Consider the following 25,728-nt stretch of genomic DNA (forward strand, 5'->3'; position numbering starts at 1 on the left):
TTTTTACAAAAAATATATCTTTTACAATTTTATGTAAATGTTTTTGTAGTATTGTATTATTTTGTAAAAATAGGACGAAATATTTTGTTTACCTTAACTTGTCTCATCTAGTCCATTAAGGACCATTTAGTGGAACAATGCCTCTTTAGACGTACAATCCATATTAATATAAGATTCCTCAAGGTTTTTCTGTTAAGGTTAAATAAGTATAGGGGAAGAAGGGAGGAATTCTTTATGGAAGATGATTTAGTAGTTTATTATTCATATAATTTGAATTGGAATTTGCCAAAGGTTACTCAAAATGAAGCAAAGGAATTTCTTAATCAAATTCCAAAAGAAAAATTACCACTTATATTTCAAAAATATGCGAAAGAATGTTGGGAAAATGCAGTAGACGTAGTAATCTCCATTGGCTATCCAGAAAACAAGACAGCTTTACCTAAGTTATATGAATTATTTAAGGATATGAATTGGCCAGGTGCATTAAAATCTTTAGAGTATCTCAAAAGCTTAGAGCATCATGTAAATAGCGTATATTTAGAAGATGCTTGCTTCAATGCTGTTGAAGATAAAGATCTGGAATGGCTATATTTTTTGTATGAAGTGAGCGTGCAACTTAACATTACTATGCAGGATTTTAACAATACTAATTTATATAGACAAATGAAAACTGCCTACGAGGAAGTAACTCGTTAAAATATAAAATAAAAAAAGTTTGCTGTATGAATGGCAAACTGTTTTTTTGTGACTATGAAAAAAGTTCTACGGTTTTAAAATATGTACAGTGATTTATGATGTTCTAGGTTCACGCAAAGTCTATCTAAAATAGTGGCAATCGTTAAAAGTAGAACACCATTACAGAGTGTGTTTATCAAAGTTTTAGTGGTTCCATATATTAGTGTATTTTATCAAGCTGTAAAAAGAGGAAAATATAGATATTATTAGTTGATAATATTAAAGGGGTATTGAAAATTCAGAAAACTATATTGACTCTTAACTTTTAGTACTATAAAATAAAAAAACAAGTCATCTAGATGTATAGATGAAATAGAATGGTATCTTTTTAAAATATCTATAGGAGGGTAGACATGAGTAATTATAATTCTCATATTCCAAAATACGTCCAAATTGCAGATAGCTTAAGAAAAAAAGTAGATGAGATGTACAAAGAAGGTAGAGAAAGATTTTTAAGCGATGATGAACTAATAAATATGTTTAATGTCTCTAGAATGACTATTCGTCAGGCAGTTCAATTGCTTGTGGAAGAAGGTCTTTTACAACGTATCCAAGGAAAAGGTACATTTATTGTTCGAAAAGATAAATTAAAAACAGATATTGCTAAATTGGATACTTTTTTTCGAGGGTGGTACTTAAAAAACTTTAACGTTGAATTACTTTTTAGGGGATCAGTACCATGTCCAGAAGGAATAGATGTGAAATTGGGGGTAAAACCTGGAGAAGAAGTTTATCAAGTAAAACGGTTACGTCTTTCAGAGGGTATCCCAATTGTTATCGATAACCGCTACTTATTAAAAAAGTATGGTGAACAAATTACGGATGAAGAGTATGTGAATTATTCATTCTCCCATTTGTTTTTAAATAAGTTTAATATGTCCCTTACCGAAGGAGAAATTGAAATAGAAGCAGTTCTTGCCAGTCAAGAGATTTCAAATATCCTTGGTGTTTCTGTAGGCTCTCCAATTTTATATAGAAGTGTTGACTTAAAAGTAAAAGAAGATTGTGTTTTAACAGGTGCTTCTTCCTATCGTGGAGACATGTATAAATATAAATCAGTCTTAAGTTTAGAATAAGAAAAAATGAATCGATAAGAGGTGGTGGTTTTTTAGTTTATCCCATTTTGTAAGTGCTTCCATTTGTCTTAGTTAGAAAAAAACAAACATGCCCGATATTGTAAGAAGGATGAAAATTGAATCTATCACTAAATCTTATAATTCAAACTTGAAAACTATTATTCTCAGAAAAAACCATAAATACATATTATGCAGATGATTGATATATAAAAAGGAGGAAATTATGTTCTATTCTATTTTAATAATACTAGCAATTATAATTGCAATCTATTTGGGTGAAAAGCTTGATATAAAATACTGGTTTAGTAGCGTTAGCATTTGCTTATATTATTGGTTGTTTTGTTTTAGGAATGTCTATTAATGATTTATTGGCAACGTTCCCAACAAAATTATTCTTAGTTATTTTCACTTTAGCGCTTTTCTTTAATTTTGCTGTAGTAAATGGTACTTTAGAGAAAATTGCTCATTTATTACTTTATAGATTTCAAAAACATACAAAATGGCTGCCATTAATTTTGTATTTTGTTACTGCGTTAGTTTCAGGAATGGGTGCTGGTTTCTTTACTTCTGTGGCAGTAATGGGCGCGATTGCAATGGCCTTATGTAAATCATCAGGAATGAATAAATTGCATGCATCATTCGCAGTTTCATTAGGTTCCCTTTCTGGTGCAAATTTCATGTACAGTGCCCATGGAGTGCTCTTTAACTCCTTGTTAAGTGAAACAGCTGTTGCAGCACAGGCGAATGTTCTGACAAGAGATATCTTTGTCGTTTCATTTATCTATCCAATATTTATCATGTTGATTTTGATGTTTTTTGATAGAAAAAATAACAAAATTGCTGAATTAAATATTGATAAGCCAGAAAGGTTTTCAAAAAAGCAAAAAGTAAATATTTCTTTAATAATTCTTCTTATGGTAATTGTATTAGGCATACCGATGCTTGCTACTTTTATGCCAGAAAATGAAACGATTCAGTTTATTAACTCACGTACAGACATAACTTTACTAGCAGTTGTGTTCGCAATTGCAGCATACTTATTAAAATTAGCTGAGGATAAACCAAAAGAAGTAATGGCAAAAATTCCTTGGAATACGTTGTGGCTAGTTTCAGGGGTAGGAATGTTAATTGATGTAGCAGTTGAAGCAGGTACAATTGATTTATTAGCATCTATGATCAATAATATGCCGTCCTTTATAGTTCCTATTGCTGTTACAATAATTGCGGGTATTATGTCAATCTTTAGTAGTACGTTGGGAGTTGTTGCACCGCTTATGTTCCCGATGATTGCTGGTATAATAGAACCTACAGGTTACAGTGCTTCGCTAATTGCAGTTGCAATTATTATCGGCGCCCAATCAACAGCTTTAGCGCCGTTCTCTACAGGTGGTAGTTTGATACTTGGCAACAGTGGTTTAAGCGAAGAAGATTCTAAGAAATTTTATAATGATTTACTTTATAAAGCAACGCCTTTAGGGTTAGGGTTTGCAATTGTTGCTACTTTAATTTTAATGTTTATATATTAGGAGATAGTTATGCAAAAAATATTTGACGCTCATTTTCATATTATTGATCCAAAGTTTCCTCTTGTAGAAAATCAAGGATTTGTCCCTGATTACTATACAGTGGATGATTATTTAAAGGAATTAAAAGAAATGTCGATTGAAGTAACTGGTGGAGCCATTGTGTCAGGTTCATTTCAAGGGTATCACCAAGAGTATTTTGCAGAGGCAATTTCAGATTTAGGCAATAATTTTGTAGGTATTACTCAACTTCCATTCGATACTACCGACGAAGACATTTTAAAATTAAACGATATAGGAATTAAAGGAATAAGATTTAACTTATACAGGGGTTTATCAGCTTCAGCAAAAGAGATTAATGAACTGTCAGAGAGAGTTTATAAATTGTGTAATTGGAAGACAGAGCTTTATCTTAATTTGCAAACAATTAATAAGGAATTAGAAGAATTAATTTTCGCATTGCCTAAAGTGTCCATTGATCATCTTGGTATGCATAAGTGTTCAATTGATAGGTTAAAAAAAATAGTTAATGCAAATATTCCTATTCGTGTAACAGGTTTTGGACGGGTGGGCTATGAACGTGATGAAATCAGAGAACTAATTACAATATTATATGGCGAAAATCCAAACTGCCTTATGTTCGGCAGTGATTTGCCTTCAACTCGAGCAAATTATCGATTCTCATATAATGATATACAATTAATTAAAGAAACAGTAGGTAAAGAAGCACAAGATAGAATCTTCTTCCAAAATGGGGAGAATTGGTATTTAGATAAATAACTTGAACAAGATTATTTATTGCTGTTTAGAGTATGAACATCTTATAGATATTCCTGTATTGTAATATTTCCCCTAATAGTAGGCAGATAAATGCTTCTGTTTTACTAGGAGGGGATTTTTTTAATTAAGGCAGCATTAATAAAAAAAGATATTACATTGGGGTAAACTTTAGAAGAAAAAATTTAAACTAAAAAGCGGTTGACTTAGTGCTTCAAATACTATTTATCTACTCGATTGGTGGAAAGTGGATTTGCTGTTGACAGTTGATATTTATAGTAATCAGCAACGGAGGGCAATAAACCTTTATTACGCTTGTAAGATATCGAATATAAATTATAATTTCTCTTGACTTGGAGTTAACTCTAGGAGATATAGTAGATTTTGTTAATAAAGATTGTTTTATGAAGTTGGGGTAGAGTTGCATGGATTAAAGTCATTACATTATTTTTTTGATCATCCAATAGTTAAGAGTTATGTGAAAAACGAATAAAGAACTTAAAAGTCATATCTTAAGGAGTATTTAAATGGAGATCCAAGAATTTTTAGAGCATTTAAATCGGGGTGAAGCAGTTGAAGGTGGTTCAGAAATGCACCAAATGATGCATAATGTCTCACAGGAAGCATTGAAGCTAACATCTGTGATAAATGGAAAATATCATACACCAGAAGAAATTCAAGAACTCTTTTCTCAGTTGATTGGAAAACCAGTAGATAAAACCTTTGCTATGTTTCCCCCTTTTTATACGGATTGTGGGAAAAACATCAAAGTGGGCAAGAATGTGTTTATTAATTCAGGTTGCCGCTTTCAAGATCAGGGAGGCATTACAATTGGAGATGGCGTTCTTATAGGGCATAATGTCGTGCTGGCTACCCTTAATCACGACATTGATCCTAGAAAACGCAGCAATATGTATCCTGCACCTATTACGATCGGTCATAATGTCTGGATTGGAGCAAATGCCACAGTCGTTCCCGGTGTAAATATTGGAGATGGTGCTATTATTGCAGCTGGTGCAGTTGTAACCAAGGATGTACCTCCGAATGTTATTGTAGGGGGAGTTCCTGCGAAAATTTTAAAGGAAATCGAAACTAGCCAGCAATAATTCTATTGATATAAATAAGACCACCTGTAATACATTAAATTATTTATGAATACAGGTGGCTCCTATTAATGAGGAATTTCTATTTTATTATTTTTATGAATATCTTCCGTTCCAGCTTCCAATGCAGTCTTGTAATAGAAACATTTGTGCTCTATAAGTTCCATTGTTTTCTTCAATTCTTCCATCTGTGCCTCGACACTAGCCTTTCTTTCAATAAACATGTCGTATCTTTGCTGCAATGTGGAATCCCCTTCAGAACACCAATCAATGAAGTTTTTAATCTCCTTAATTGGCATTCCCGCTGATTTCAGACATTCTATAACTTTTAAAGCATCGATATCAGATTCTTTAAACATTCGTATTCCGCTGGATGTCCGTTCAACAAAAGGCATAAGTCCTTCCTTATCATAGTAACGTAAAGTGTATACAGTAAGATTCAATTTTTTTGCAACTTCGCTGATAGAATATGTCTTCATCACTTTTCTCCTTATTTTTAGACCTCGAGTTAACTCTATTATTGCGAAAGATTTTATCACGCAATATTCTCAATGTCAAAGTTACCTTATACGTATCGGCTAGATTGATAGAAGATGTGAAAACTGATAGTTATGAAGATCAAAGAAAAATAAATTAATCACTTGACCTAGAGTTAACTATAGGTATTAACATTAATTTATAAGAGAGATAAACAGGGATGTACTTGAAGGAAGGAGTATGAAAAACTCGGTCTTCATTTATACCTAAGTAAGTACTTTCTTATGAATATTGGTTATAGGAGGTTATTTTATGATAACTGCTAAGGCACGAGCTGTAGACGGTCCAGATAAGCCGTTTCGACCAGCTGAAATTAAACGGCGCGATCTTGATTCCCATGACGTTCTTATTGAAATTAAATATGCTGGGATATGTCATTCTGATATCCATACTGCTCATGGCGAGTGGGGTCCAGTAAACTACCCGCTTGTTCCCGGACATGAGATTGCAGGGGTTGTTACTGCTATAGGACCTAATGTAACTAAATATAAAGTAGGTGACCGAGTAGGGGTAGGGTGTATGGTTGATTCCTGCGGCGAATGTGAGAATTGTCGTAAAGGAGAAGAACAGTATTGTCTTAATGGAAAAATTGACACCTACGCTGCAGTTGATAAATATGGCGAACCTACTCAAGGTGGCTATTCTACTCATATTGTTGTAACAGAGGATTTCGTACTTAGAATTCCAGATAATATAGAGCTTGACGTTGCAGCACCATTACTTTGCGCTGGTATTACTACATATTCACCATTAAATCATTGGAATGCTGGCCCTGGTAAGAAAATAGCGGTTATTGGTTTGGGTGGTCTTGGACATATGGCTGTCCAAATTGCACATGCCATGGGTGCTGAAGTAACTGTTCTTTCACAAACATTGAACAAAAAAGAGGACGGCTTAAAACTTGGCGCAGATAATTATTTCGCCACAAGTGACTTAGAAACATTCGAAAAACTTGCTGGAACTTTCGACTTAATTATTAATACTGTAAGTGCAAAAATTAACCTTGATGCATATTTAGGACTACTGACTCTTGATGGCACATTGGTAAATGTCGGGGCACCAGCAGAACCATTATCACTAAGCGTGATGAATTTAATCGGTCATCGCCGCTCATTTGCAGGTTCAATGATTGGTGGAATCCGTGAGACTCAAGAAATGTTGGATTTCTGTGCAGAACATAACATTGTTCCTAAAATTGAAGTCATTTCGGCCGACCAAATTGACGAAGCCTACGAACGAGTATTAGCTTCAGATGTAAAGTATCGATTTGTAATTGACATAAGTACAATGTAAGTTAAGTAAATAGTAATTTTTCAAGGATGAAAGCTCTACTTTAGGGGCATCTATTTTATTTTTGGAATAATACTAAAATATAAATTATACCCTTGCATTAGAGTTTGCTATAGGTTTTGAGTTTAATAAGAATGGTGATGTTTTCATGGAACTCTAATTTTACAGAAAAATTCATATGATAGGTGTACTTCTAAAGACCCTACTACACTAGCTGGAAAAATACTAAGAATGAATTTGGATAGCTCCATCTCAAATGATAATCCATTTCTGAGAACAAAAGACTTACATTATGTCCTTTGTATATAATCATTGTACTACTGGATGGTATTGATTTAACGGTCTATTTTGTTGAATTATTTAACTAAGGGCTTAGTTGAGTTCAATTCTAGAGGGAAGATTGTGCTCTTTTTTGATCGGGCTAGTTTTTTGATTAATCAACAAAATACTATTTATATTTTTCGTTAAAAATTTGCATAATATGGAACTTTTATTTACTTCAACCGTATTAGAGTTAAGGTTAGAAGGAGTGAATGTATTGAAGAAAATACTTGTATCAGTAATTTTAGTTTTAATGATTTTATCAGCTTGTAATTCATCAACATTAAGTTTTAGTGAAATTGAAAATGTACCTAATAATGTGCAAGAAAAAATTAATTCCGATTTAAATCTTCAATTAATCAATGATGGTGAAAAAGGTAAATATATAATTTTTCACTCAAGAGGCGATATAGAAAGAACTGATGTTAAAACAGAAGGGGATAAGGTAACAATAAATTTTGATGTATCAAATTCACAGGATGATGTTGAAAAGCAATATACATATTATTTAACAACAGATCCAGAACTTGATGTAATAACAGTTCTAGTTAATGGTGAAGAAATGCCTTTTGAAGTTGTAACAAGTCTATAAGTAACTCCGAATGTTTTATTATATTATAAATGAATCAATTTTAGAGCATCATTCTATAAATGAGACAGTCCTCTAGATGCCTATAAATGATGAGGTGGTATAAATGAAAGGTTGGATATATGGTTTATATGCAGTAATATTAGCGATAGTTTCTATATTTACAGGAGAAATAGTAACATTTATTATGCTTGGATTTATTTTAATAAGCCTTCTAAATATTCATTCTACTTTAAAGGAGATATTAAAAGTTAATAAGGAGAAAATTGACTAGCTGTAGCTTTTTTGCAGTATTTATCTACCATAACTACGGAGCTTTAGCAAGATAATTAATTAACAGACATTTAACAATCGGGCGCAATTCCAAAGGGGAAATTGCGTTTTTTCTTTATGTATCGGATCATTTTCTTGAATTACCCGCAACAAAAAAATTGTAACTTCGTGTAAAATTTAATCATCATTTACCAGTTGACAAAAAAATGTAAAAAGAATATATTAATGTCAGTAAGTACTGACAATCCTTTGGGGGTAAATTATTAATTATGGCTTCAAATCGTAAACAAGAGACAAGTGAAAAAATTATAACAGTAGCAATCGATCTTTTTTCTAAAAATGGATATAACGGAGTTACAACAGAGGAAATTGCAAGGGAAGCCGGTTTTAGTGAAAAAACGCTTTTTCGACATTTTCAAAGCAAACAAAATTTATTGGAAAAAGCCATCGATCGATACCATTATGGCGAGGAAATGCGTTCTATTTTTGAAAGTAAGATCGTCTGGAATTTGAAAGACGATCTAGATTTAATTAGCCAAAATTACCATAGAATTATGCATCAAAACAGAAAGCTCCTTAAAATGCTTATGAAAATAGGAGAGAATGTGCCTGGTTTGCACCAATATTCTCACAGGCATCCAGAGTTATTGAAGGAGTTTTTAACAAACTATTTTGAAGAGATGAAAAATCGAAAAAAAATTATCCCGATTGATGCGGAAAAAATGGCTATTACTTTTCTTTACATGAATTTTGGATTTGCCCATGCAAGGATGAACGGTGATTCCGCCTTTGTGGAAGGGGAGTTTGAAAAGCTTCTAAATGATAGTGTGGCATTATTTACTAGAGGATTAACCCTCTAGTATGTTTTTATCCTTAAATGTCAGTCAGTACAGACGTTCATTTTACAAAAAAAGGAGAAATCGAGAATGAATCAAGTGTTAAAAAAACAAGGAAATGAAAAATTATTGATTATCATGATGCTTACTGTAACCCTTTCATCCATGAGTATATTGTTTTTCAACTTTGTTCTACCACAAATAAGCAAAGAATTTCAGCTTACTAATTCACAGGTAAGCTGGGTTACTTCAGCATACACACTTTTATATGGGATTGGTACGGCAATTTACGGAAAACTTGCAGATCGATATAAGCTTAAAAACTTATTAATTTTTGGTTTATTACTCTTTGCAATTGCATCATTACTAGGCTTCTTTTCTAATTCTTACTGGGTATTATTAGTGGCAAGATGTTTACAAGCGACAGGTGCAGCTACAATTCCAGCTACAGCTACTCTAGTCCCAATCCGATATTTCCCTCTTGAAAAAAGAGGAACAGCAATGGGGACTGTGTTTATTGGTACTGCTCTTGGCAGTGCGCTTGGGCCAATTGTTTCTTCGTTAGTTGTTAGTGTTGTAGACTGGCGATGGTTATTTTGCATCCCCTTATTACTTCTTTTGACATTGCCGTTTTATTTAAAGTACTTAGGCGATGAGGAAGGTACAAATACAAGTATTGATTGGTTGGGAGGTGGACTGTTAGCTCTAAGCGTTGCCCAAATTTTATTAGGTGTAACAAATAATGCGATGTGGTTTATTGGTGGAATCGTTGCACTCGTTCTATTTATATATCGCATTCGTTTAGCAAAGTATCCTTTTATTCAACCTGAGTTATTTAAAAATAAAACTTATATTTCTTATTTAATATTGGCGTTCTTTGTAACTGGAATTGGTTATTCATTATTCTTTTTAACTCCTTTGTTTTTAGCAGATGTTCAAAATCTCCCGGTTAATTTGATAGGGGTGGCAATGGTACCGGCCGCAGCAACAACCGCTTTATTAAATAGGCAAGGTGGAAAGATAGCAGATTTAAAGGGTACATCAACGTTATTCGCAAGAAGGTACAGAGCTTTTACTCGAACCAAATCAACATCCAGCTGCTAAAGAGTATCAAAAGAAATTATATGAAGACGGCATACCAGTAACTATGTTTGGTGTGGAGGATATTCAAAAAGAATACGAAAGGTTACTGAATCTAGGCGTGAAGTTTATAATGGAGCCGACAAAAATGGGTGAAAACACAATAGCTATCTTCGACGATACGTGCGGAAACTTTATTCAAATAATTCAGCAATAATTTCATAACATAGTTAAGTAGCACTAAATGGCATTATCGGCAAGTTCTAAGTGGGGTAAAAATACCGAAAATAAAATAACTTATTGTTAACCCTATCCACTGTTTGGATGGGGTTATAAATTTTCAAGGGTCTAAAATTAAAGCTGTTGTTATTATTCTAAAGCATGGTATTGTGAAAACTAAAACCCGCAACACTTCATTATGATTTGGTCATTAATATAACAAAGTTTGTTCTAACATAATTAACCTTGGTAGAGTGCAATCACTACAAGCCAAGATTTCTTGCATATTGAATTTATGTTGTTTATTTGGCGCTCTTTTACAAGAAGAATAAAATTGTAAAAATTGCTGATTCTAAAATAAGATTCAAATAAAAATACGTAAAGAAGGTTGAAGATTTAGAAAGTCCCTATCCTAAAAAATTTAAATTTTTTACTTTACATACCACACAGGGGTATGGTAGTATGTGATCAAGATAGGAGGTTGAACTTATGGATGAAGTAGCTTTCCATGTAGAGGATGGTTCGTCTTGTCGAAAAAGTCATCATCCAGAACGTGTAAAAAAGGATTTAACTACTCGATTAAATCGTATAGAAGGTCAAATCCGAGGCATTAAAGGCATGATTGAAAAAGATGTATACTGTGATGATGTAATTACACAGCTTTCTGCCACACAATCTGCATTAAATAGTGTTGCTAAAATTCTTTTAGAAGGTCACTTAAAGGGTTGTGTCGTAGATCGTCTTTCAGAAGGTGATGATGCTGTACTTGATGAATTAATAGTTACGATCCAAAAATTAATGAAAAAGTAAATTTTTTTAGATCAAATATACCCCGGTAGTGTATTTTTATCAAAAATAATAAGGTATGAAAAGGAGAAATTACGATGCAAAATGTAACTTTAAACGTACAAGGGATGTCTTGTGGACATTGTGTAAAAGCTATAGAAGGAAGCGTTGGTGAATTAGAAGGGGTTAACCAAGTAAACGTAAAATTAGACGAAGCTTTAGTTGATGTTTCTTTCGATGAATCTCAAGTAACCCTGGATAAAATTAAGGAAACAATTGTAGATCAAGGATATGATGTAGAATAAGAGTGCTTCAATAGCACTCTCTCATTTTCATTAATATATACCCCATCTAGGTATAAAGGAGAGGTGGAAAAGATTATGAGTACAGAAGCTAGTAAAGTAAAAGAAGCGAGTATTCAAATCACAGGAATGACTTGTGCAGCATGCGCGACACGCATTGAAAAAGGATTAAATAAAATGGATGGTGTCGAACAGGCATCTGTCAATTTAGCTCTAGAAAAATCATCGATTAAATATGACCCGTCAAAATTGAGTGAAGCAGATTTTGAAAAGAAAATCGAGGCACTTGGCTATGGTGTCGTGAAACAAAAAGCAGAGTTTGATATTACAGGAATGACTTGCGCCGCATGTGCAACGCGCATTGAAAAAGGATTAAATAACTTGGATGGTGTTGCAAGTGCAAACGTCAATTTAGCACTTGAAAAAGCAACGATTGAATTTAATCCTTCGGAAGTAACAATTGCAGATATCATTGCTAAGGTTGAAAAACTTGGTTACGGTGCACATCAAAAACAAGAGGATAAAGAACAGGTAGACCACCGTGAAAAGCACATTAAAGATCAACAACGTAAATTTATACTTTCGGCGATTTTATCACTGCCATTATTATGGACGATGGTCGGTCACTTTTCATTTACATCGTTCTTATATGTACCAAATTTCTTAATGAACCCATGGATACAACTGATTTTGGCAACACCGGTACAATTTATAATCGGGAAACAGTTTTATGTAGGCGCTTATAAAGCACTTCGTAATGGCAGTGCCAATATGGATGTCCTTGTTGTCATGGGTACTTCAGCGGCATATTTTTATAGTGTCTATCAAGCGATTGTTACGGCTGGAACACACCACGGTCCACACTTATATTTTGAAACAAGTGCGGTACTAATTACACTAATCCTCTTAGGGAAATTATTTGAAGCAAAAGCAAAAGGGCGTTCATCAGAAGCGATAAAAAAATTAATGGGGCTTCAAGCTAAAACAGCCATTGTTGTACGTGATGGAGTTGAAAAAGAAGTTCCGTTAGAAGAAGTCGTAATCGGTGACACAATTTTAGTGAAACCTGGTGAAAAAATTCCAGTTGATGGTGAGGTATTAGAAGGAACAACTGCTGTTGACGAATCAATGTTAACAGGTGAAAGTTTACCAGTAGATAAAAAGAGTGGTGACGTATTATACGGCTCAACGATTAACAAAAATGGCTTCATTAAAATGACAGCAACAAAAGTTGGACGTGACACAGCATTAGCTCAAATCATTAAAGTAGTGGAGGATGCCCAAGGTTCAAAAGCACCAATCCAACGTCTAGCCGACCACATTTCAGGTATTTTTGTACCAATTGTTGTGGGGATTGCCTTACTTACTTTCCTAGTTTGGATTATATGGGTTCAACCAGGTGAATTTACGCCTGCACTTGAAGTGTTAATCGCAGTACTTGTTATTGCTTGCCCATGTGCGCTTGGTTTAGCGACACCAACTTCTATTATGGCAGGTTCAGGCCGCGCAGCAGAATTTGGTATTTTGTTCAAAGGCGGCGAGCATCTAGAGCAAACACAAAGCATTGACACAGTAGTAGTCGATAAAACAGGCACTATTACACACGGTAAACCAGTATTAACAGACGTTTTAGTAGCACAAGGTCAAGATGAAGAGAAATTTTTATCATTGATTGGAGCAGCGGAAAAACAATCTGAGCACCCATTAGCACAAGCAATCGTTCAAGGTATTCAAGAAAAAGGTATTGAACTTGGCAACATTCAATTTTTTGAAGCAATTCCAGGTTTCGGTGTGCAAGCGACGATTTCAGGTCAAGGAGTTGTCATTGGTACACGTAAACTGATGCAACAATATGGTATTGATATTACATCAGTGCTTCCAGTAATGGAGGAATTGGAGAAAAACGGCAAAACAGCAATGCTAGCTGGAATTAACGGCCAGTATGCTGGTCTAGTTGCTGTAGCAGATACAATTAAAGAAACCTCTCGTGAAGCTGTACGCCGATTACAAGAAATGGGCATCAAAGTAATCATGATGACAGGTGATAATAAACGTACAGCACAAGCAATTGGTAATGAGGTAGGCGTTGATGCAGTTGTTGCAGAGGTGCTTCCTGAGGGGAAAGCAATAGAGGTGAAAAAACTACAACAGCAGGGCAAAAAAGTAGCAATGGTCGGTGATGGTATTAATGATGCACCTGCACTAGCTACAGCTGATATTGGGATGGCCATTGGTACAGGTACAGATGTTGCAATGGAAGCTGCAGATATTACACTCATTCGAGGAGATTTAAATAGTATTGCCGATGCGATTTTAATGAGTCGCAAAACGATGAAAAATATTAAGCAAAACTTATTCTGGGCATTTGCCTACAATACTATAGGGATTCCAATTGCCGCAGCAGGTTTCCTTGCACCTTGGGTTGCTGGTGCAGCAATGGCGTTTAGCTCCGTGTCAGTCGTTTTAAACGCCTTACGTTTACAAAGAGTGAAATTAAAAAAATAAAATGTTGATATCACTTGTTACTATATTAGTACCTAGAATTATTTCGCAAGTTATATACCCTACCGTTGTATGGTAGTTGATTAAAGGGGGAAATTTATATGAAAGATAGTGGCAATAAATTTAAGATTGCCATAAATGGGGGAATAGGGTACGGAGCAAAACTCAACTCCAAACAACTTATGACAATCTCCAAATATATGAACGATGACGAGGAACTAGAGTTAACTACATTCCAACAACTCTATATTGAAATCCCAAAAGATAAAAAGGAAGATATTTTAGAAGAATTTCAACGTGTTGGATTAGCATGTTATCCAGTTGGAAACTTCGTAAAGAGCTTGAGAACATGTAATTTTTGCAAAGGGGAAGAAGAGGAAGGAATGCCAGTAGCAAAAGAGTTAAATCGCCGAATTGCAGGAAAGGCAGTGCCATTTACTATAAAAGCTGCCTATACAGGTTGTCCCATTGGCTGCGGTGAACCTATGTTAAGCGATATAGGTATTATGAAAATTAGAGACCATTACAATTTATATGTTGGTGGAAAAGCCAAAGGGAAGGACGCCGAGGTTGGTACTCTATTGATGGAGAATTTAACGCCAGAAGAATTGTATGAAACAGTTGAAAAGATTATCGATGTCTATTCCGAAATGGGGAAAAAGCGGGAGACATTCCATAAGTTTTTAAAGAGAATTGGTAGAGATCAATTAATGGGCAATCAATAAATTAAATTCCATTTCTTAATTATGATTAAGTAGTTAAATCAAGAAAATTGAGATACCATTTATCATTGCTTTTATGACAGTATTACATGAATTAATCAACATTCAAAAAAAGAATAAGTAAATAAAAAAACTGGAGAAGATTCCTTTATGTCAAAACATTCACATATGATGACGCAACCAAATCCGAAGCGCTGGAAAGCACTAGCGTTGTTGTGCTTTGCAAATTTCCTTGTAATGATGGATAGTGCTATTATCCAGGTTGCCTTGCCGTCTATCAAAGATACTCTAGGATATACGGAGGCAAACTTACAATGGGTAATGAACGCCTTTCTTATTTTGTTTGGAGGGTTATTGCTTTTAGGAGGAAGATTATCGGATTTATTCGGCCACAGAAGAATTTTTATGTGGGGGGTTTCAATCTTAACCGTATCATCTTTATTTGCTGGTTTAGCTTGGAATGAAGTGTCGCTTAATGTAGCGCGAGCAGTGCAAGGAGCAGGTTCCGCGTTGATAGCACCAGCTGCACTTTCCATTATTATGATTTTGTTTAGTGCAGATAAGAAAGAAATGGGAAAGGCACTTGCATTTTGGGGTCTTTCCGGAGCAGCGGGTGGTTCGCTTGGTATTGTTCTTGGCGGTATCCTTACACAATTACTTAGCTGGAGATGGACGCTACTATTCTATGTCCCAGTTGGTATACTAGTCTTGATATTGTCGCCAAAACTCCTGCAGAAAGGCACAAAGAAAAAAGGCAAAATTGATTATGCGGGTGCAATTTCTGTTACAGCATCATTAATTATGATTGTGTATGGGATTGTAACTGCAGAGCGAAATGGCTGGCAAGCACTCTCTACTATATTACCTTTAACAATCGGAGCCATTTTGTTCATCATTTTTATCCTTATTCAATTATTTAGAAAAGAACCACTGATGCCACTTGGTATTTTAAAGACACCAAACTTAGCAGCAGGTAATGTTTCACTTATCTTGTTATCAGCATCTTGGTTTCCACTTATTTATTTTCTTATTCTATATTTACAGCAGGTTCTAAAATTTGAACCTTTTATGGCCGCAATGGGTATGTTACCGGCTCCAATTCTAATGGCCATATTTATGGTTGTTCTTGCAGAAAGAGTAATGGCGAGAATTGGTATGAAAGTTACGATGGCCATTGGATTTGTTTTACTTGGTATTTCCGGGCTCTTATTTTCTGGAAATACGGTTGACGGGAAATATTGGAGTGATGTGTTCATCGCTTTACTATTGGCTGCTCTCGGTAATGCGCTTGCCTATCTTCCCGCAACCACTGCAGCAGTATCGGAGGTTAAGTCAGAAGAATCTGGACTTGCTTCTGGCTTATATAATATAACATATCAGGTTGGCTCGGCAGTCGGTTTAGCTATGTTAGTATCCATTGCTGCTGCAACTGCCGCTGCAAGTACAGAAATTCCATTAATCGCTCTAAACGAAGGCTATCAGCGTGCATTTTTCTGGGGTGGAGTAGTTGCATTTGTAGGTGCAATCTTGGCAATTCTGTTTATACGCTTACCAAAGCAAGATAGGCAAACAGCTCAAAGATAAAGTTTTTAATATTCCCTATTGTTTACAAATATATGGGAAAATGGGTAAAAATGAAGTACGGCAAATACATGATATATAAAGTAGTTTTTGCCATTCCTTAGTATCAGTACTATGCGTAAACTGTATAACTTTTTTACGACAAACGAGCGTAAGTCCAGTAGGAAAATTGCGCTCGTTTTTTTATGTATCATGCAATTTTTTCGCATCATATAGATTTTTAGATTAAACTCTATAAATTATCGTAAAATTTTACATATATAAGTCTATACAATATGGGTTTTTGTAAAGAAGAATCTTTGCTCTAAAGATTTTGACCTTGTAAAAAGGTATAGGGAAGGAGCTTAAATAAAAAGGTGGATGGTTAAAATAATGAGTGATTGGATGGTTTCTAATGAATAGATTTAACTTAAAATAAGATTATTTAAAATGATCTGCTAAGTAAATGAAAAGGACTGTTATAGGTGGATTGGAGACCAGACCGAAAAGCAAAAAAAGCTATATATAAACAACTTGCCGAGTATATTGAAAATGGAATAGCAGATGGTACTTTTCCATCCGATAAACCTTTACCATCTGAAAGGTATTTAGCGAAGGAGCTGAACTTGAACAGAAGTACTGTAGTTGCAGCTTATGACGAATTGGAAGCAAATGGACTTATTCAAAGAAATAGAGGAAGCGGGACTACAATCAGTAAAGATATATGGGGTATTGCCAAGAAACGTATTCCGAGTTGGAATCGGTATATCGAGGCAGGGTCTTTTTTGCCAAATCTACCAGTTACGCAAAGAATTAGAAAAGAAGCGGTTGAACATAAGCTAATTAATTTAGCTAGCGGTGAATTGTCGGAAGATCTTTTTCCAGTGAAATTTTTAAGAGAAATTACTTCGACACGAAGTTTTATTGGAAGCCTAGGGTATGATCACCCACAAGGTAGTGCTATATTAAGAAATACTCTTACAAAACATGTAAAAAAGTATCGAGGGATTGAAATTAAATCTTCTTCAATTCTTATTACATCTGGAGCACAACAAGCGCTGCACCTAGTCGTACAGTGTTTGTTAAAACCTGGAGATGCAGTTGCAATTGAAGATCCTTCATATAATTATAATCTTCCAATTTTTCAATCAGCTGGCTTAAAGATTTATTATTTGCCTGTCGGTAAAGATGGTATAAATCCTGATGATTTACTGTCATTATATAAGAAACATCGGATAAGAATGATTTTTTTAAATCCTTCTTACCATAACCCTACAGGCACTTTAATGAACGAAAAAAAACGGAAGGCAATTTTAGAGATTTCCTCCGAATATGGAATTCCTGTAGTAGAAGACGATCCCTATAGTTTAATATCTTTTACTGGTGACAAAATCCCTACACTAAAATCAATAGATATGAATGGAAATGTGTTATATATTAGCTCCTTGTCTAAAATTGTCGCCTCAGGGTTAAGAATTGGTTGGATTATTGGGCCAACATCAGTAATCGAAAGATTATCTGATGCAAAGCAACAAATTGACTTTGGTCATTCCAGCTTTACACAATGGATTGCCAATGATTTTTTGGAATCTGAAAATTTTCAGTTTCATATTAAAGGATTGGCAAAACAATTAGAAAAACGGAGAAATCAAATTGTAGCAAGCCTTAACTTTTATTTAAAGGATGAGGTGGAATTTTCTATTCCACAAGGTGGCATTCATATTTGGGTCAAGTTAAAAAAAGATTGTAATGAGATGCAATTGCTTGAGGAATCCATTAAAAGGGGTGTAATCTACGTTCCAGGTTCAACAATGGGATCTAAAAAAGGGTATGCTCGCTTCACTTTCGCTAGGGAAGATGAAAAATCAATTGATGAAGGCATTAAACGCTTTTCAGAGGCCCTTCATTTTCTTTAAGTAACAATGATATTTCCGAATTGTAAAGGGATCATTAGTTGTTCATGATTCCTTTTCTTTTTATAGTAAATGGATGGTCAAAAAAGTATAGAATTGGATGGGCATAAAAAATTAAGAATCTTTATGATGGATATGTAGATAATGTAATACATGATTCTTGTTTAACAGTTTTAATTTTTTCTTTCTATTGATACTTAATAGTTTATGTAGTTAAATAAGACAACCAGAAATTACACAAGGAGTTGATATATATGACGTGGACAGCTGTTCTTCTAATTGTAGGTGGGATCCTTCTAAAATTGTTAACGAGTCCTCCAAGTGCAGTTGTAGGATGGGTTGTAAGTAGATTTGCGCTTCACCCAAAACTAGATTCAAAATACGCTACTATAACATTTAACGGAAAGCAATTAGACGAGGAAGAAAAAAATAAACTGATTAACAATTTCAATGAAGCGTTATTTTTAGAGAGATATCATATATTTCCAGGCAATGAAGAAATTTTTCTACACCCAGAGACGAATGTAATTCCATTTGTTATCAACGTAAAACGAAGAAAAAAAGAAGTAAATTTCTTTGTTTACAGTCACGATGACCATGTGGATGTAGTTAAGCAGCGGAAGAAGAAAATTGCTTCTTATAGTCTGAGTTCTGAGTATTTACAAGAGTTTTCTATTACAAATAGCATAAAGGTATAAAAGAAAATGCTCTATAAAGCTATTTAAGGGATTTCGATAAAAAGAATCCGCGGTTCAAAAAAGAGAAATACTTTGAAAAAAGTAATACTAAGTTATATTGATTATGAGGTTTTAACAAACTCTAACGGATTCGTTAATATATGTGGATTTAAGAATAGTAATTATTAAAGTAAGAGTGCATTCCGGAGTGAAAATGCACTCTTCTTTTTGTATTAGTCTATTTTCTGGATGTAAAGGAGCCAGTTTATTAAATGAAGGATAATTGTAAACAACTTGGAAAAAATATACCCTAAACATTCTTTAGGGGTGATAGAGTTGAACAAAAGTACTCTTTTTCTGTCAAGTATCTTAATTTTTGGAATATATCATGCAGAGGTTTGTGGAAAAACAGACGTCCCTCCATCTTTTGAGGAATTTTTTACAGAAGGAGGGTATAAGACAGTTGAGGATGCATTAGACAATTTTGAACAACATTATAAACAAAAGCCTAACTTACCGCTTAGAGTACCTCCAATAAGTTTTACCCATCAGTTTGGGATATTTCACGACTTAGATGGTGATTTCAACGATTTTTTTGAAGTTGTGTATTGCATAATAAAAGTGCAGACTAGTGCAACGAATTTGTACAGAGTCTAGCACTTTTTTAGTGCAAAAAAATAGACTTGCCAGCCACCCCAAGTCACTCTACTGTTAAAGTGTCGAATTTTACCAGTGGAGGTTTGAAAGGATGCTAGCAATGTCTGAAATTAATTGTATCAAAACTTTAAGAAATGAAAAAGGATTGTCTATTTCTAAAATTGCAGAAACTATGAATGTAAATTGGCGTACCGCCAAAAAGTATGGTGATGGCAATCAGTTACCTCAAGAAAAAAAGCATATTAAAAAAGGGATGATGTACGAAGAAAAATGGGGAGAAATCGTTATAGACTGGCTTGAAGAAGATCTCAAACTAAAGAAAAAACTACGTCGAACAAATAAAAAAATAGTTGCGGATTTAAAAAGGATGGGGTTTAAAGGATCGTATCGAACGGTCTGTAACTTTATTCAAGAATGGCGTGCGACAGAAGATGATGAAGTAAGTAAAGGGCATGAGCGATTACAACATCCAGAAGGTGAAGCGCAACTAGATTTTGGCGTAATGGAGGCTGTTCAAGACGGAGAGATTGTCGATGTTCATGTTTTAGTTATGACGTTCCCAGCTAGTAATACTGGTTTTGCGATACCGATGCCTGGAGAAAATTTGGAGTGTTTCCTAGGTGGGTTACAAGAGCTGTTTAAGCAAGCTGGTGGAGTGCCAATTAGTATTCGAATTGACAATTTAACACCTGCGGTCAAAAAAGTACGCAAAGGTGATACAGAAGCTGAATTAACAGAAGCATTTCGCCATTTCCAAAACTATTATGGCTTTAAAGTGCAAGTGTGCAATCCATCCAGAGGTAATGAAAAAGGAAATGTGGAAAATAAAGTAGGCTATGTACGATATAACTTCTTTAGCTTACCACCAGTCATAAAAGACTTTGAAGATTTAACGGAACAATTAAAGCAACAACTGAAGGAAGATCGTGACCGACCACATTATGAAAAAGAAGAACTCATTGAGGATTTATGGCAGCAAGAGCAAAAGCAATTAATAAAATTACCAGAAGATCCGTATCCAGTATTTAAGCAGTTTCCGATTAAGTTTAATAAGTATAATGAGTTTAAGTTAGACAAGCATTTTATTCATGTGCCTAGAGCGCGTAACTATGTGCAGTTATATTGCATTACGTATTGGGATTCATTCAAAGTGATTACAAATGAGGGAGAAATTTTATTATCAGATGCAAGACCTTATATGAAGAAACGACGTTTCATTCCATGGAAAGATATTTTAAAAGATTGGTTAAAAAAGCCTCGTGTTATTGGGCATTCACGTTATACCCCTTATTTACCGACTCGTATAAAGGAGTATTTAACAGTTCCATCCTTGGCATTAAGGAAACAGCGTCTAAATGAATTACTCACTCTTTTAGTGACTCATGATATGAAAGAAATTGACCAGAATTTTTATGAACTTATTGGAAAAAATAGCGATGATCAAGAACATCCTTACGGTGTAAAATGGACTGATTATGATGCGCTATCTCCTAAAGGAATGGAGGCTTCAAGTCATGAATAATGCCATTTTACAATTGTGTAAGCAATTGCGGTTAGCTCATATCGCTGAAGCAATACATGATGTTCCATTTACAACACCTGAAGAATATATTTACCAACTTTTATTAAAAGAACAAGATGGTCGGGAACAAGCAAGGATCGCAAGAAACTTAAAGAATGCCCGATTTATCGATACGAAAACATTAGAGGGCTACGAATGGCACAAAGATATTTGTTTACCTAGTCATCTATCGAAAGAAGAACTAGTGCAGCTCGATTTTATTCGAAGAAAAGAGAATGTAATTCTAGTAGGGGCGCCTGGAACTGGTAAAACACATTTAGCTTCAGCACTGGGTAGAAAAGCTTGTGAGCAAGGTTTTGAAGTACGTTTTTATCGAGTTTCGCATTTAGTAGAAGAATTGGAACAGGCTTTACATGTGGGGAAATTAAAGCAATTTCGAAATAAATTAGAGAAAATTGATTTAATGATATTGGATGAAATGGGTTATCTTCCATTTGGTAAAGAAGGAGCGGAGTTACTTTTTCAAATCATTTCTGAATTTTACGAACAGAAGAGTTTGATTATCACGTCAAATTTAGAATTTAGTCAGTGGAATCGTATTTTTTCAGATTCACGTTTAACGGCAGCTCTGGTGGATCGTTTGATTCACCATGCCCATATTATTTCTTATACGGGACAGAGCTTCCGTTTAGCCAATGCGTTGTCGAGAAAACAGTAAAAATATTGGGTGGCAACACTCTGTATTTTTCATTGCAATTCTCTGCATTTTTATCTTGCAAAATACAGAAGTGAAATATATTAATGATCAAATACCAGAAAATCATTATAAAATTTATGTTCGTTCTAAAAAATATAAAATAGAATTTGATGATAAATATGTATTAAAAGTCTATAAATTAAATAATGGGAATGATGCTCTGTATATGGAACCAAACTTTCCTTTCAAAATGTTAGCATTCGAAAATGGTAACTGGCAATATGTGTTGCATATTGATAACAGAGTAGATGAAGTAACACCTGAAATCTTAGTTCAGATAGCGAATTCAATAAATTATGATACTGAAAACTAATATAAACTAAAATGTACTTTTGGAAATAATATACAATTCACATTTATTAGCTCATTGTACGAAACCAGCCATAAAAAATCCTTCAACAATCGAACGCATTTCTATTATAAGAAATGCGTCTTTTTTAATTTAAGGGTATATTCTAGCATAACTTGGTTACTTGGAAATTAATATACTTAAACCTAAATAAAGATAAGATTAAGAATTAAGCAAATAAATCTAAGGGGAAATCTAGTATTGAATGAATATTTGAAAGGATAAAGTATCATTTTTTATTTGATGTATTGTACAGGTCGTTCATTCATACATACAATTTTCTAATCGAGGGAATATTATTCTTACTTATTAAAATAGGAGGTAGTTTTATGGAACAAGCCGATAAAATATTAAATCCAATGAATGTTATGAAGCCACTTAATTTAAGTACACAAGAATTAGATGAATCTCAACCTTTTACGGTTACTGAAATGGGTAAACTTTGGACTACTTATATGGGAAACAGTATGTCAAGCCAAATTATAACTTATTTTCTTCAACATTGTGAGGATCAACAGATTAAGTCGTTATTGGAAAATGGCTTAGCATTAACTAAGGACTTTTTACAGAGAATTGAAAAGTTTTTTAAAAATGAAAATTTCCATATACCGTTAGGAATAACTAAAGAGGATGTAAATCTAGATGCTCCACGTTTATACAAAGATGAATTTTATGTTCACTATTTAAAATATGCAGCTAAGGCGGGCATGAGCATTTACGCAGTAGCAATTCCATTGGTCATGAGGGAGGATATAAGAGAATTTTTCGCTTATGCAAGTCAATGTACCACAATTCTATTAGGACAAATAAATAATGTTTTATTTGACAAGAAATTAATTGTAAAACCTCCAATTATTCCAACACCTGAAAAAAACGATTTTATAACTAATCAAAGCTATCTAAATGGTTGGTTTGGAGATGTTAGACCACTACATGCATTGGAAATTATTCACCTTTACGATAACATTGAAAATAATACAACAAGTAAAGCGTTGTTATTAGGATTTTATCAGACCGTTAAAGATGAAAAGATAAAGACTTTGTTTAAACGAGGTTTAGAAATGACTGATAAGGCGGTGAAGCAATTTACTGAAAAGCTCCATATTGAAAACTTACAAGCACCTTCATATATAGACCATTTAGTTACAACATCCACTATTTCTCCCTTTTCAGATAAAATAATGTTATTCCATAAATTTGACATGTTTTCTATAAAGATAAGAACAATGGGAAATTCAATTGCGGTTAATGGAAGAAGAGATATAAGCGCGTTATATGGAAGAGCACTAATTAACAATGGCTTATTTGTTGATGATGCTGCAAATATCTTAATTGATAAAGGATGGCTGGAATCACCACCAAAAGCATTTGATAGAAGTTAAATTTTTAAAACCTCCTTGTCAAAAGAATCTAGGAAGGGAATAGAACAATGTGGCAAATAAAAAAGAACTGGTGTTATGGAATATCTAGTTTTTATTAAAGAAATTGAAAAAGTGATTGTACATGCTAATCGTTATTCGATTCGAGCGAGATTATCGAATAATATTAGGAAGTAAATAAAACATTTTATATTAATCAAACTTAAATCTGCTGAATAAGACTCTCTTTTATCAATTTCCTTTTTAAAGAGGGTCTTTTAATTTACCGTAAAAAATGGCTATTCACGGACATTTTTAATCAAACTTTATTCCAAGAATACATAATAGAACATAGCCTTTACAATCTTCAATGGGCTTTAAATCGCGGTAATGAAAAGCACTCAGTGAGGGGGTTATGAGCATTTAGTCGAAGTAACTTACTAGTGGTGAACTCTATTTCTAGTAAATGAGTTTTTTTACACAAAGAATTTAATTACTGAGGTTAGAAGAGAAAAAACCAGCTTAGGGGAATATCCTAAGCTGGTCTACAACTAGCATTATTGAACAACAGTCTTTTTAGCCCTAGTTGGCCATAAATAACCGATAAATGTTCCAAGTAGAGCTGGTATGATCCAGCCAAGCCCAATATCGTAAAGTGGTAAATTATTCATGAAAAATAACTTAATGGATTCGAATAGAGGTAATGACGCGCCAGGTAAAGTATCCACTAACGTGCTGTATCCATCGAAGAAGCTTACACAAAAAGTGAAAAACATTGCTGTGGCGTATACACTCTGCTTAAGTTTAAAGAAAGATGAACAAAGGGCTAATAAGATTAAAACTATAGCTAAAGGATACAGTAACATTAATACGGGTACTGCATATTGAATAATATTGTTTAGACCGAAGTTGGCAATAAAAAATGACAGAAGACAGAGTATTAGAACAAATAATTTATAACTTATTTTCGGATAAATATGATTAAAAAACTCACTGCAAGACGTAATAAGTCCAATGCTCGTTTTTAAACAGGCGAGTACGATAATAATCGCTAATAAAATGGCGCCGAATGATCCGAAATAATGCTGAGCCACTGCAGCAAAGATTAAGCCGCCATTATCATATGTTCCGATAGTTGATACGCTTGAAGCACCCATATAGGTAATGAGTCCGTAAATCAGCATCATTAGTATCATGGCAAAAATACCTGATTTCCAAGTAGCTTTCGCAATCTCTTTTGGATTAGTGATACCTTGTCCCTTAATTGCTTTTATAACCACGATACCGAAGGCGAGAGACGCAAGAGCATCCATCGTGTTATACCCTTCTTTAAAGCCCGTTATAAATGCCAGGTCGCTATAGTCACCAGTTGGAATATCGAAATGACCCATTGGTTTGACAATGGCAATGACAATTAACATGAATAAAAATACTAAAAATGCAGGAGTTAAATATTTGCCGATATAATCGATAATTTTTGCTGGATTTAGAGAAAAATAATAGACAATTGCAAAAAATACAAGGCTAAATAACCCGAGGTATAAACTGCTATGTACTGGATTGATATACGGTTCAAAACCGACTACAAAAGGGACCGTTGCTGTTCGTGGAATTGCAAAAAATGGTCCAATGGTTAGGTAAAGTGCCACGGCAAATATGACTCCAAATAAAGGATGAACACGACTTGCTAAATCTCGTAATCCACTACTCCCCGATAAACCAAAGGCTAAAATCCCCATAAATGGCAGCCCGATTGCGGTGATCAGGAAGCCAATTAATGCTGGCCAAAAATTAGTTCCAGCAAGTTGTCCCATTTGGATTGGGAAAATTAAATTCCCTGCACCAAAGAACATTCCAAACAGCATTGTGCCAATGATGGCATAGGTAGAAAATGATATTTTTTTTTCCATACTTGTGCTCCTTCTAGATGAATATCGTATATTCTATCACCTTTTTTATGTATAAGCTATAGCAATAAAATAAATAAAGGATGTGTTTAACCGAAGTGGATTTGATTTCTTGCTTTACTAATACCTAGAGGAAGTAATTCTTTTCATAACAGGAAAAACCGATTAAATATTGATGGAGGGAAGATATGAAATTGATGATAAAATAATCATAATGAGAAGGAGAGAGTATTGATGACCTTATACACTATTACTTCTAGGGATAATGGTTTTAGTATCTGGAATTATTGAATTCTAAGAGAATCGAAAAGTAATTGCTATTATTTCTTTCCTATCAGTAGAATTTGTTTTTTTTGT

General features: G+C 34.1%; 23 protein-coding genes and 2 pseudogenes. 23 read left to right on the top strand and 2 right to left on the bottom strand.

Going from position 1 to position 25,728, the window contains the following annotated elements:
* The first annotated feature begins 234 nt into the window (after positions 1-234).
* From MKY04_RS10300 to MKY04_RS10320, 5 genes and pseudogenes are all read left to right on the top strand, one after another.
* Complete coding sequence (locus MKY04_RS10300; protein ID WP_346235820.1) at positions 235-696, top strand: hypothetical protein; 462 nt, start codon at positions 235-237, stop codon at positions 694-696.
* A gap of 392 nt (positions 697-1,088) precedes the next feature.
* A complete protein-coding gene (locus MKY04_RS10305; protein WP_126296404.1) occupies positions 1,089-1,811 on the top strand; it encodes a GntR family transcriptional regulator in 723 nt (240 codons plus the stop codon).
* A gap of 305 nt (positions 1,812-2,116) precedes the next feature.
* Positions 2,117-3,337 (top strand): annotated as a pseudogene (locus MKY04_RS10310) (SLC13 family permease); the annotation flags it as partial.
* A gap of 9 nt (positions 3,338-3,346) precedes the next feature.
* On the top strand, positions 3,347-4,114 hold the full coding sequence (locus MKY04_RS10315) for an amidohydrolase family protein (protein WP_346235821.1): 768 nt from the start codon (positions 3,347-3,349) through the stop codon (positions 4,112-4,114).
* A gap of 524 nt (positions 4,115-4,638) precedes the next feature.
* Positions 4,639-5,217: a sugar O-acetyltransferase gene (locus tag MKY04_RS10320; RefSeq protein ID WP_346235822.1), complete on the top strand. Its 579-nt coding sequence runs from the start codon at positions 4,639-4,641 to the stop codon at positions 5,215-5,217.
* Positions 5,218-5,282: 65 nt separating this feature from the next.
* Here MKY04_RS10320 and MKY04_RS10325 read toward each other — a convergent pair whose 3' ends face one another.
* Positions 5,283-5,693 (bottom strand): MerR family transcriptional regulator, encoded by a 411-nt coding sequence (locus MKY04_RS10325; RefSeq protein ID WP_346235823.1) that lies wholly within the window; start codon positions 5,691-5,693, stop codon positions 5,283-5,285.
* Between the two features lie 310 nt (positions 5,694-6,003).
* Here MKY04_RS10325 and MKY04_RS10330 point away from each other — a divergent pair, with 310 nt between their 5' ends.
* The 18 genes and pseudogenes from MKY04_RS10330 to MKY04_RS10415 all read left to right on the top strand — a co-directional run bounded on the left by MKY04_RS10330 (position 6,004) and on the right by MKY04_RS10415 (position 23,488).
* Positions 6,004-7,044 carry an NAD(P)-dependent alcohol dehydrogenase gene (locus tag MKY04_RS10330; protein WP_126296057.1) on the top strand — a complete coding sequence of 347 codons (1,041 nt, stop codon included), beginning with the start codon at positions 6,004-6,006 and terminating at the stop codon, positions 7,042-7,044.
* 535 nt (positions 7,045-7,579) lie between these two features.
* A complete protein-coding gene (locus MKY04_RS10335) occupies positions 7,580-7,954 on the top strand; it encodes a peptidylprolyl isomerase (protein ID WP_126296056.1) in 375 nt (124 codons plus the stop codon).
* A 103-nt stretch (positions 7,955-8,057) separates the two neighbouring features.
* Positions 8,058-8,225 (top strand): hypothetical protein, encoded by a 168-nt coding sequence (locus MKY04_RS10340; RefSeq protein WP_185807821.1) that lies wholly within the window; start codon positions 8,058-8,060, stop codon positions 8,223-8,225.
* 268 nt (positions 8,226-8,493) lie between these two features.
* Positions 8,494-9,084, top strand: a complete 591-nt coding sequence (locus MKY04_RS10345) for a TetR/AcrR family transcriptional regulator (RefSeq protein ID WP_346235824.1) — start codon at positions 8,494-8,496, stop codon at positions 9,082-9,084.
* 117 nt (positions 9,085-9,201) lie between these two features.
* Complete coding sequence (locus MKY04_RS10350; RefSeq protein WP_346235878.1) at positions 9,202-10,164, top strand: MFS transporter; 963 nt, start codon at positions 9,202-9,204, stop codon at positions 10,162-10,164.
* Positions 10,115-10,357 (top strand): annotated as a pseudogene (locus tag MKY04_RS10355) (VOC family protein); the annotation flags it as partial. The gene MKY04_RS10350 and the pseudogene MKY04_RS10355, both read left to right, overlap by 50 nt.
* A 491-nt stretch (positions 10,358-10,848) precedes the next feature.
* The gene (locus MKY04_RS10360) at positions 10,849-11,169 is read left to right on the top strand and encodes a metal-sensitive transcriptional regulator (protein WP_126296054.1); all 321 of its coding nucleotides are present in this window, start codon (positions 10,849-10,851) and stop codon (positions 11,167-11,169) included.
* A 74-nt stretch (positions 11,170-11,243) separates the two neighbouring features.
* A complete protein-coding gene (gene copZ / locus MKY04_RS10365) occupies positions 11,244-11,450 on the top strand; it encodes a copper chaperone CopZ (protein WP_126296053.1) in 207 nt (68 codons plus the stop codon).
* A gap of 75 nt (positions 11,451-11,525) precedes the next feature.
* Positions 11,526-13,952: a heavy metal translocating P-type ATPase gene (locus MKY04_RS10370; protein WP_346235825.1), complete on the top strand. Its 2,427-nt coding sequence runs from the start codon at positions 11,526-11,528 to the stop codon at positions 13,950-13,952.
* A gap of 98 nt (positions 13,953-14,050) precedes the next feature.
* On the top strand, positions 14,051-14,674 hold the full coding sequence (locus MKY04_RS10375; RefSeq protein WP_346235826.1) for a nitrite reductase: 624 nt from the start codon (positions 14,051-14,053) through the stop codon (positions 14,672-14,674).
* A 147-nt stretch (positions 14,675-14,821) separates the two neighbouring features.
* The gene (locus MKY04_RS10380; protein ID WP_346235827.1) at positions 14,822-16,255 is read left to right on the top strand and encodes an MFS transporter; all 1,434 of its coding nucleotides are present in this window, start codon (positions 14,822-14,824) and stop codon (positions 16,253-16,255) included.
* 461 nt (positions 16,256-16,716) lie between these two features.
* Entirely contained in the window at positions 16,717-18,147 is a 1,431-nt protein-coding gene (locus MKY04_RS10385) for a PLP-dependent aminotransferase family protein (protein WP_346235828.1), read from the top strand.
* Between the two features lie 251 nt (positions 18,148-18,398).
* Positions 18,399-18,842: a YfmQ family protein gene (locus MKY04_RS10390; protein WP_126296048.1), complete on the top strand. Its 444-nt coding sequence runs from the start codon at positions 18,399-18,401 to the stop codon at positions 18,840-18,842.
* A 315-nt stretch (positions 18,843-19,157) separates the two neighbouring features.
* Positions 19,158-19,478 carry a hypothetical protein gene (locus tag MKY04_RS10395; RefSeq protein WP_346235829.1) on the top strand — a complete coding sequence of 107 codons (321 nt, stop codon included), beginning with the start codon at positions 19,158-19,160 and terminating at the stop codon, positions 19,476-19,478.
* A 91-nt stretch (positions 19,479-19,569) separates the two neighbouring features.
* Complete coding sequence (gene istA, locus MKY04_RS10400) at positions 19,570-21,000, top strand: IS21 family transposase (RefSeq protein ID WP_346234451.1); 1,431 nt, start codon at positions 19,570-19,572, stop codon at positions 20,998-21,000.
* Positions 20,993-21,718 (top strand): IS21-like element helper ATPase IstB, encoded by a 726-nt coding sequence (istB, locus tag MKY04_RS10405; protein ID WP_036180664.1) that lies wholly within the window; start codon positions 20,993-20,995, stop codon positions 21,716-21,718. Before istA ends, istB begins: the two co-directional genes overlap by 8 nt.
* Positions 21,696-22,070 carry a hypothetical protein gene (locus MKY04_RS10410; RefSeq protein WP_346235830.1) on the top strand — a complete coding sequence of 125 codons (375 nt, stop codon included), beginning with the start codon at positions 21,696-21,698 and terminating at the stop codon, positions 22,068-22,070. Before istB ends, MKY04_RS10410 begins: the two co-directional genes overlap by 23 nt.
* Positions 22,071-22,435: 365 nt before the next feature.
* Positions 22,436-23,488, top strand: a complete 1,053-nt coding sequence (locus MKY04_RS10415; RefSeq protein WP_346235831.1) for a DUF3231 family protein — start codon at positions 22,436-22,438, stop codon at positions 23,486-23,488.
* A 533-nt stretch (positions 23,489-24,021) separates the two neighbouring features.
* Here the strand turns inward: MKY04_RS10415 and brnQ are convergent.
* Positions 24,022-25,374, bottom strand: a complete 1,353-nt coding sequence (gene brnQ, locus MKY04_RS10420) for a branched-chain amino acid transport system II carrier protein (RefSeq protein WP_346235832.1) — start codon at positions 25,372-25,374, stop codon at positions 24,022-24,024.
* Between the last annotated feature and the right edge of the window lie 354 nt (positions 25,375-25,728).

The organism is Lysinibacillus telephonicus (assembly GCF_039654155.1).
Lineage (GTDB): Bacteria > Bacillota > Bacilli > Bacillales_A > Planococcaceae > Ureibacillus > Ureibacillus telephonicus.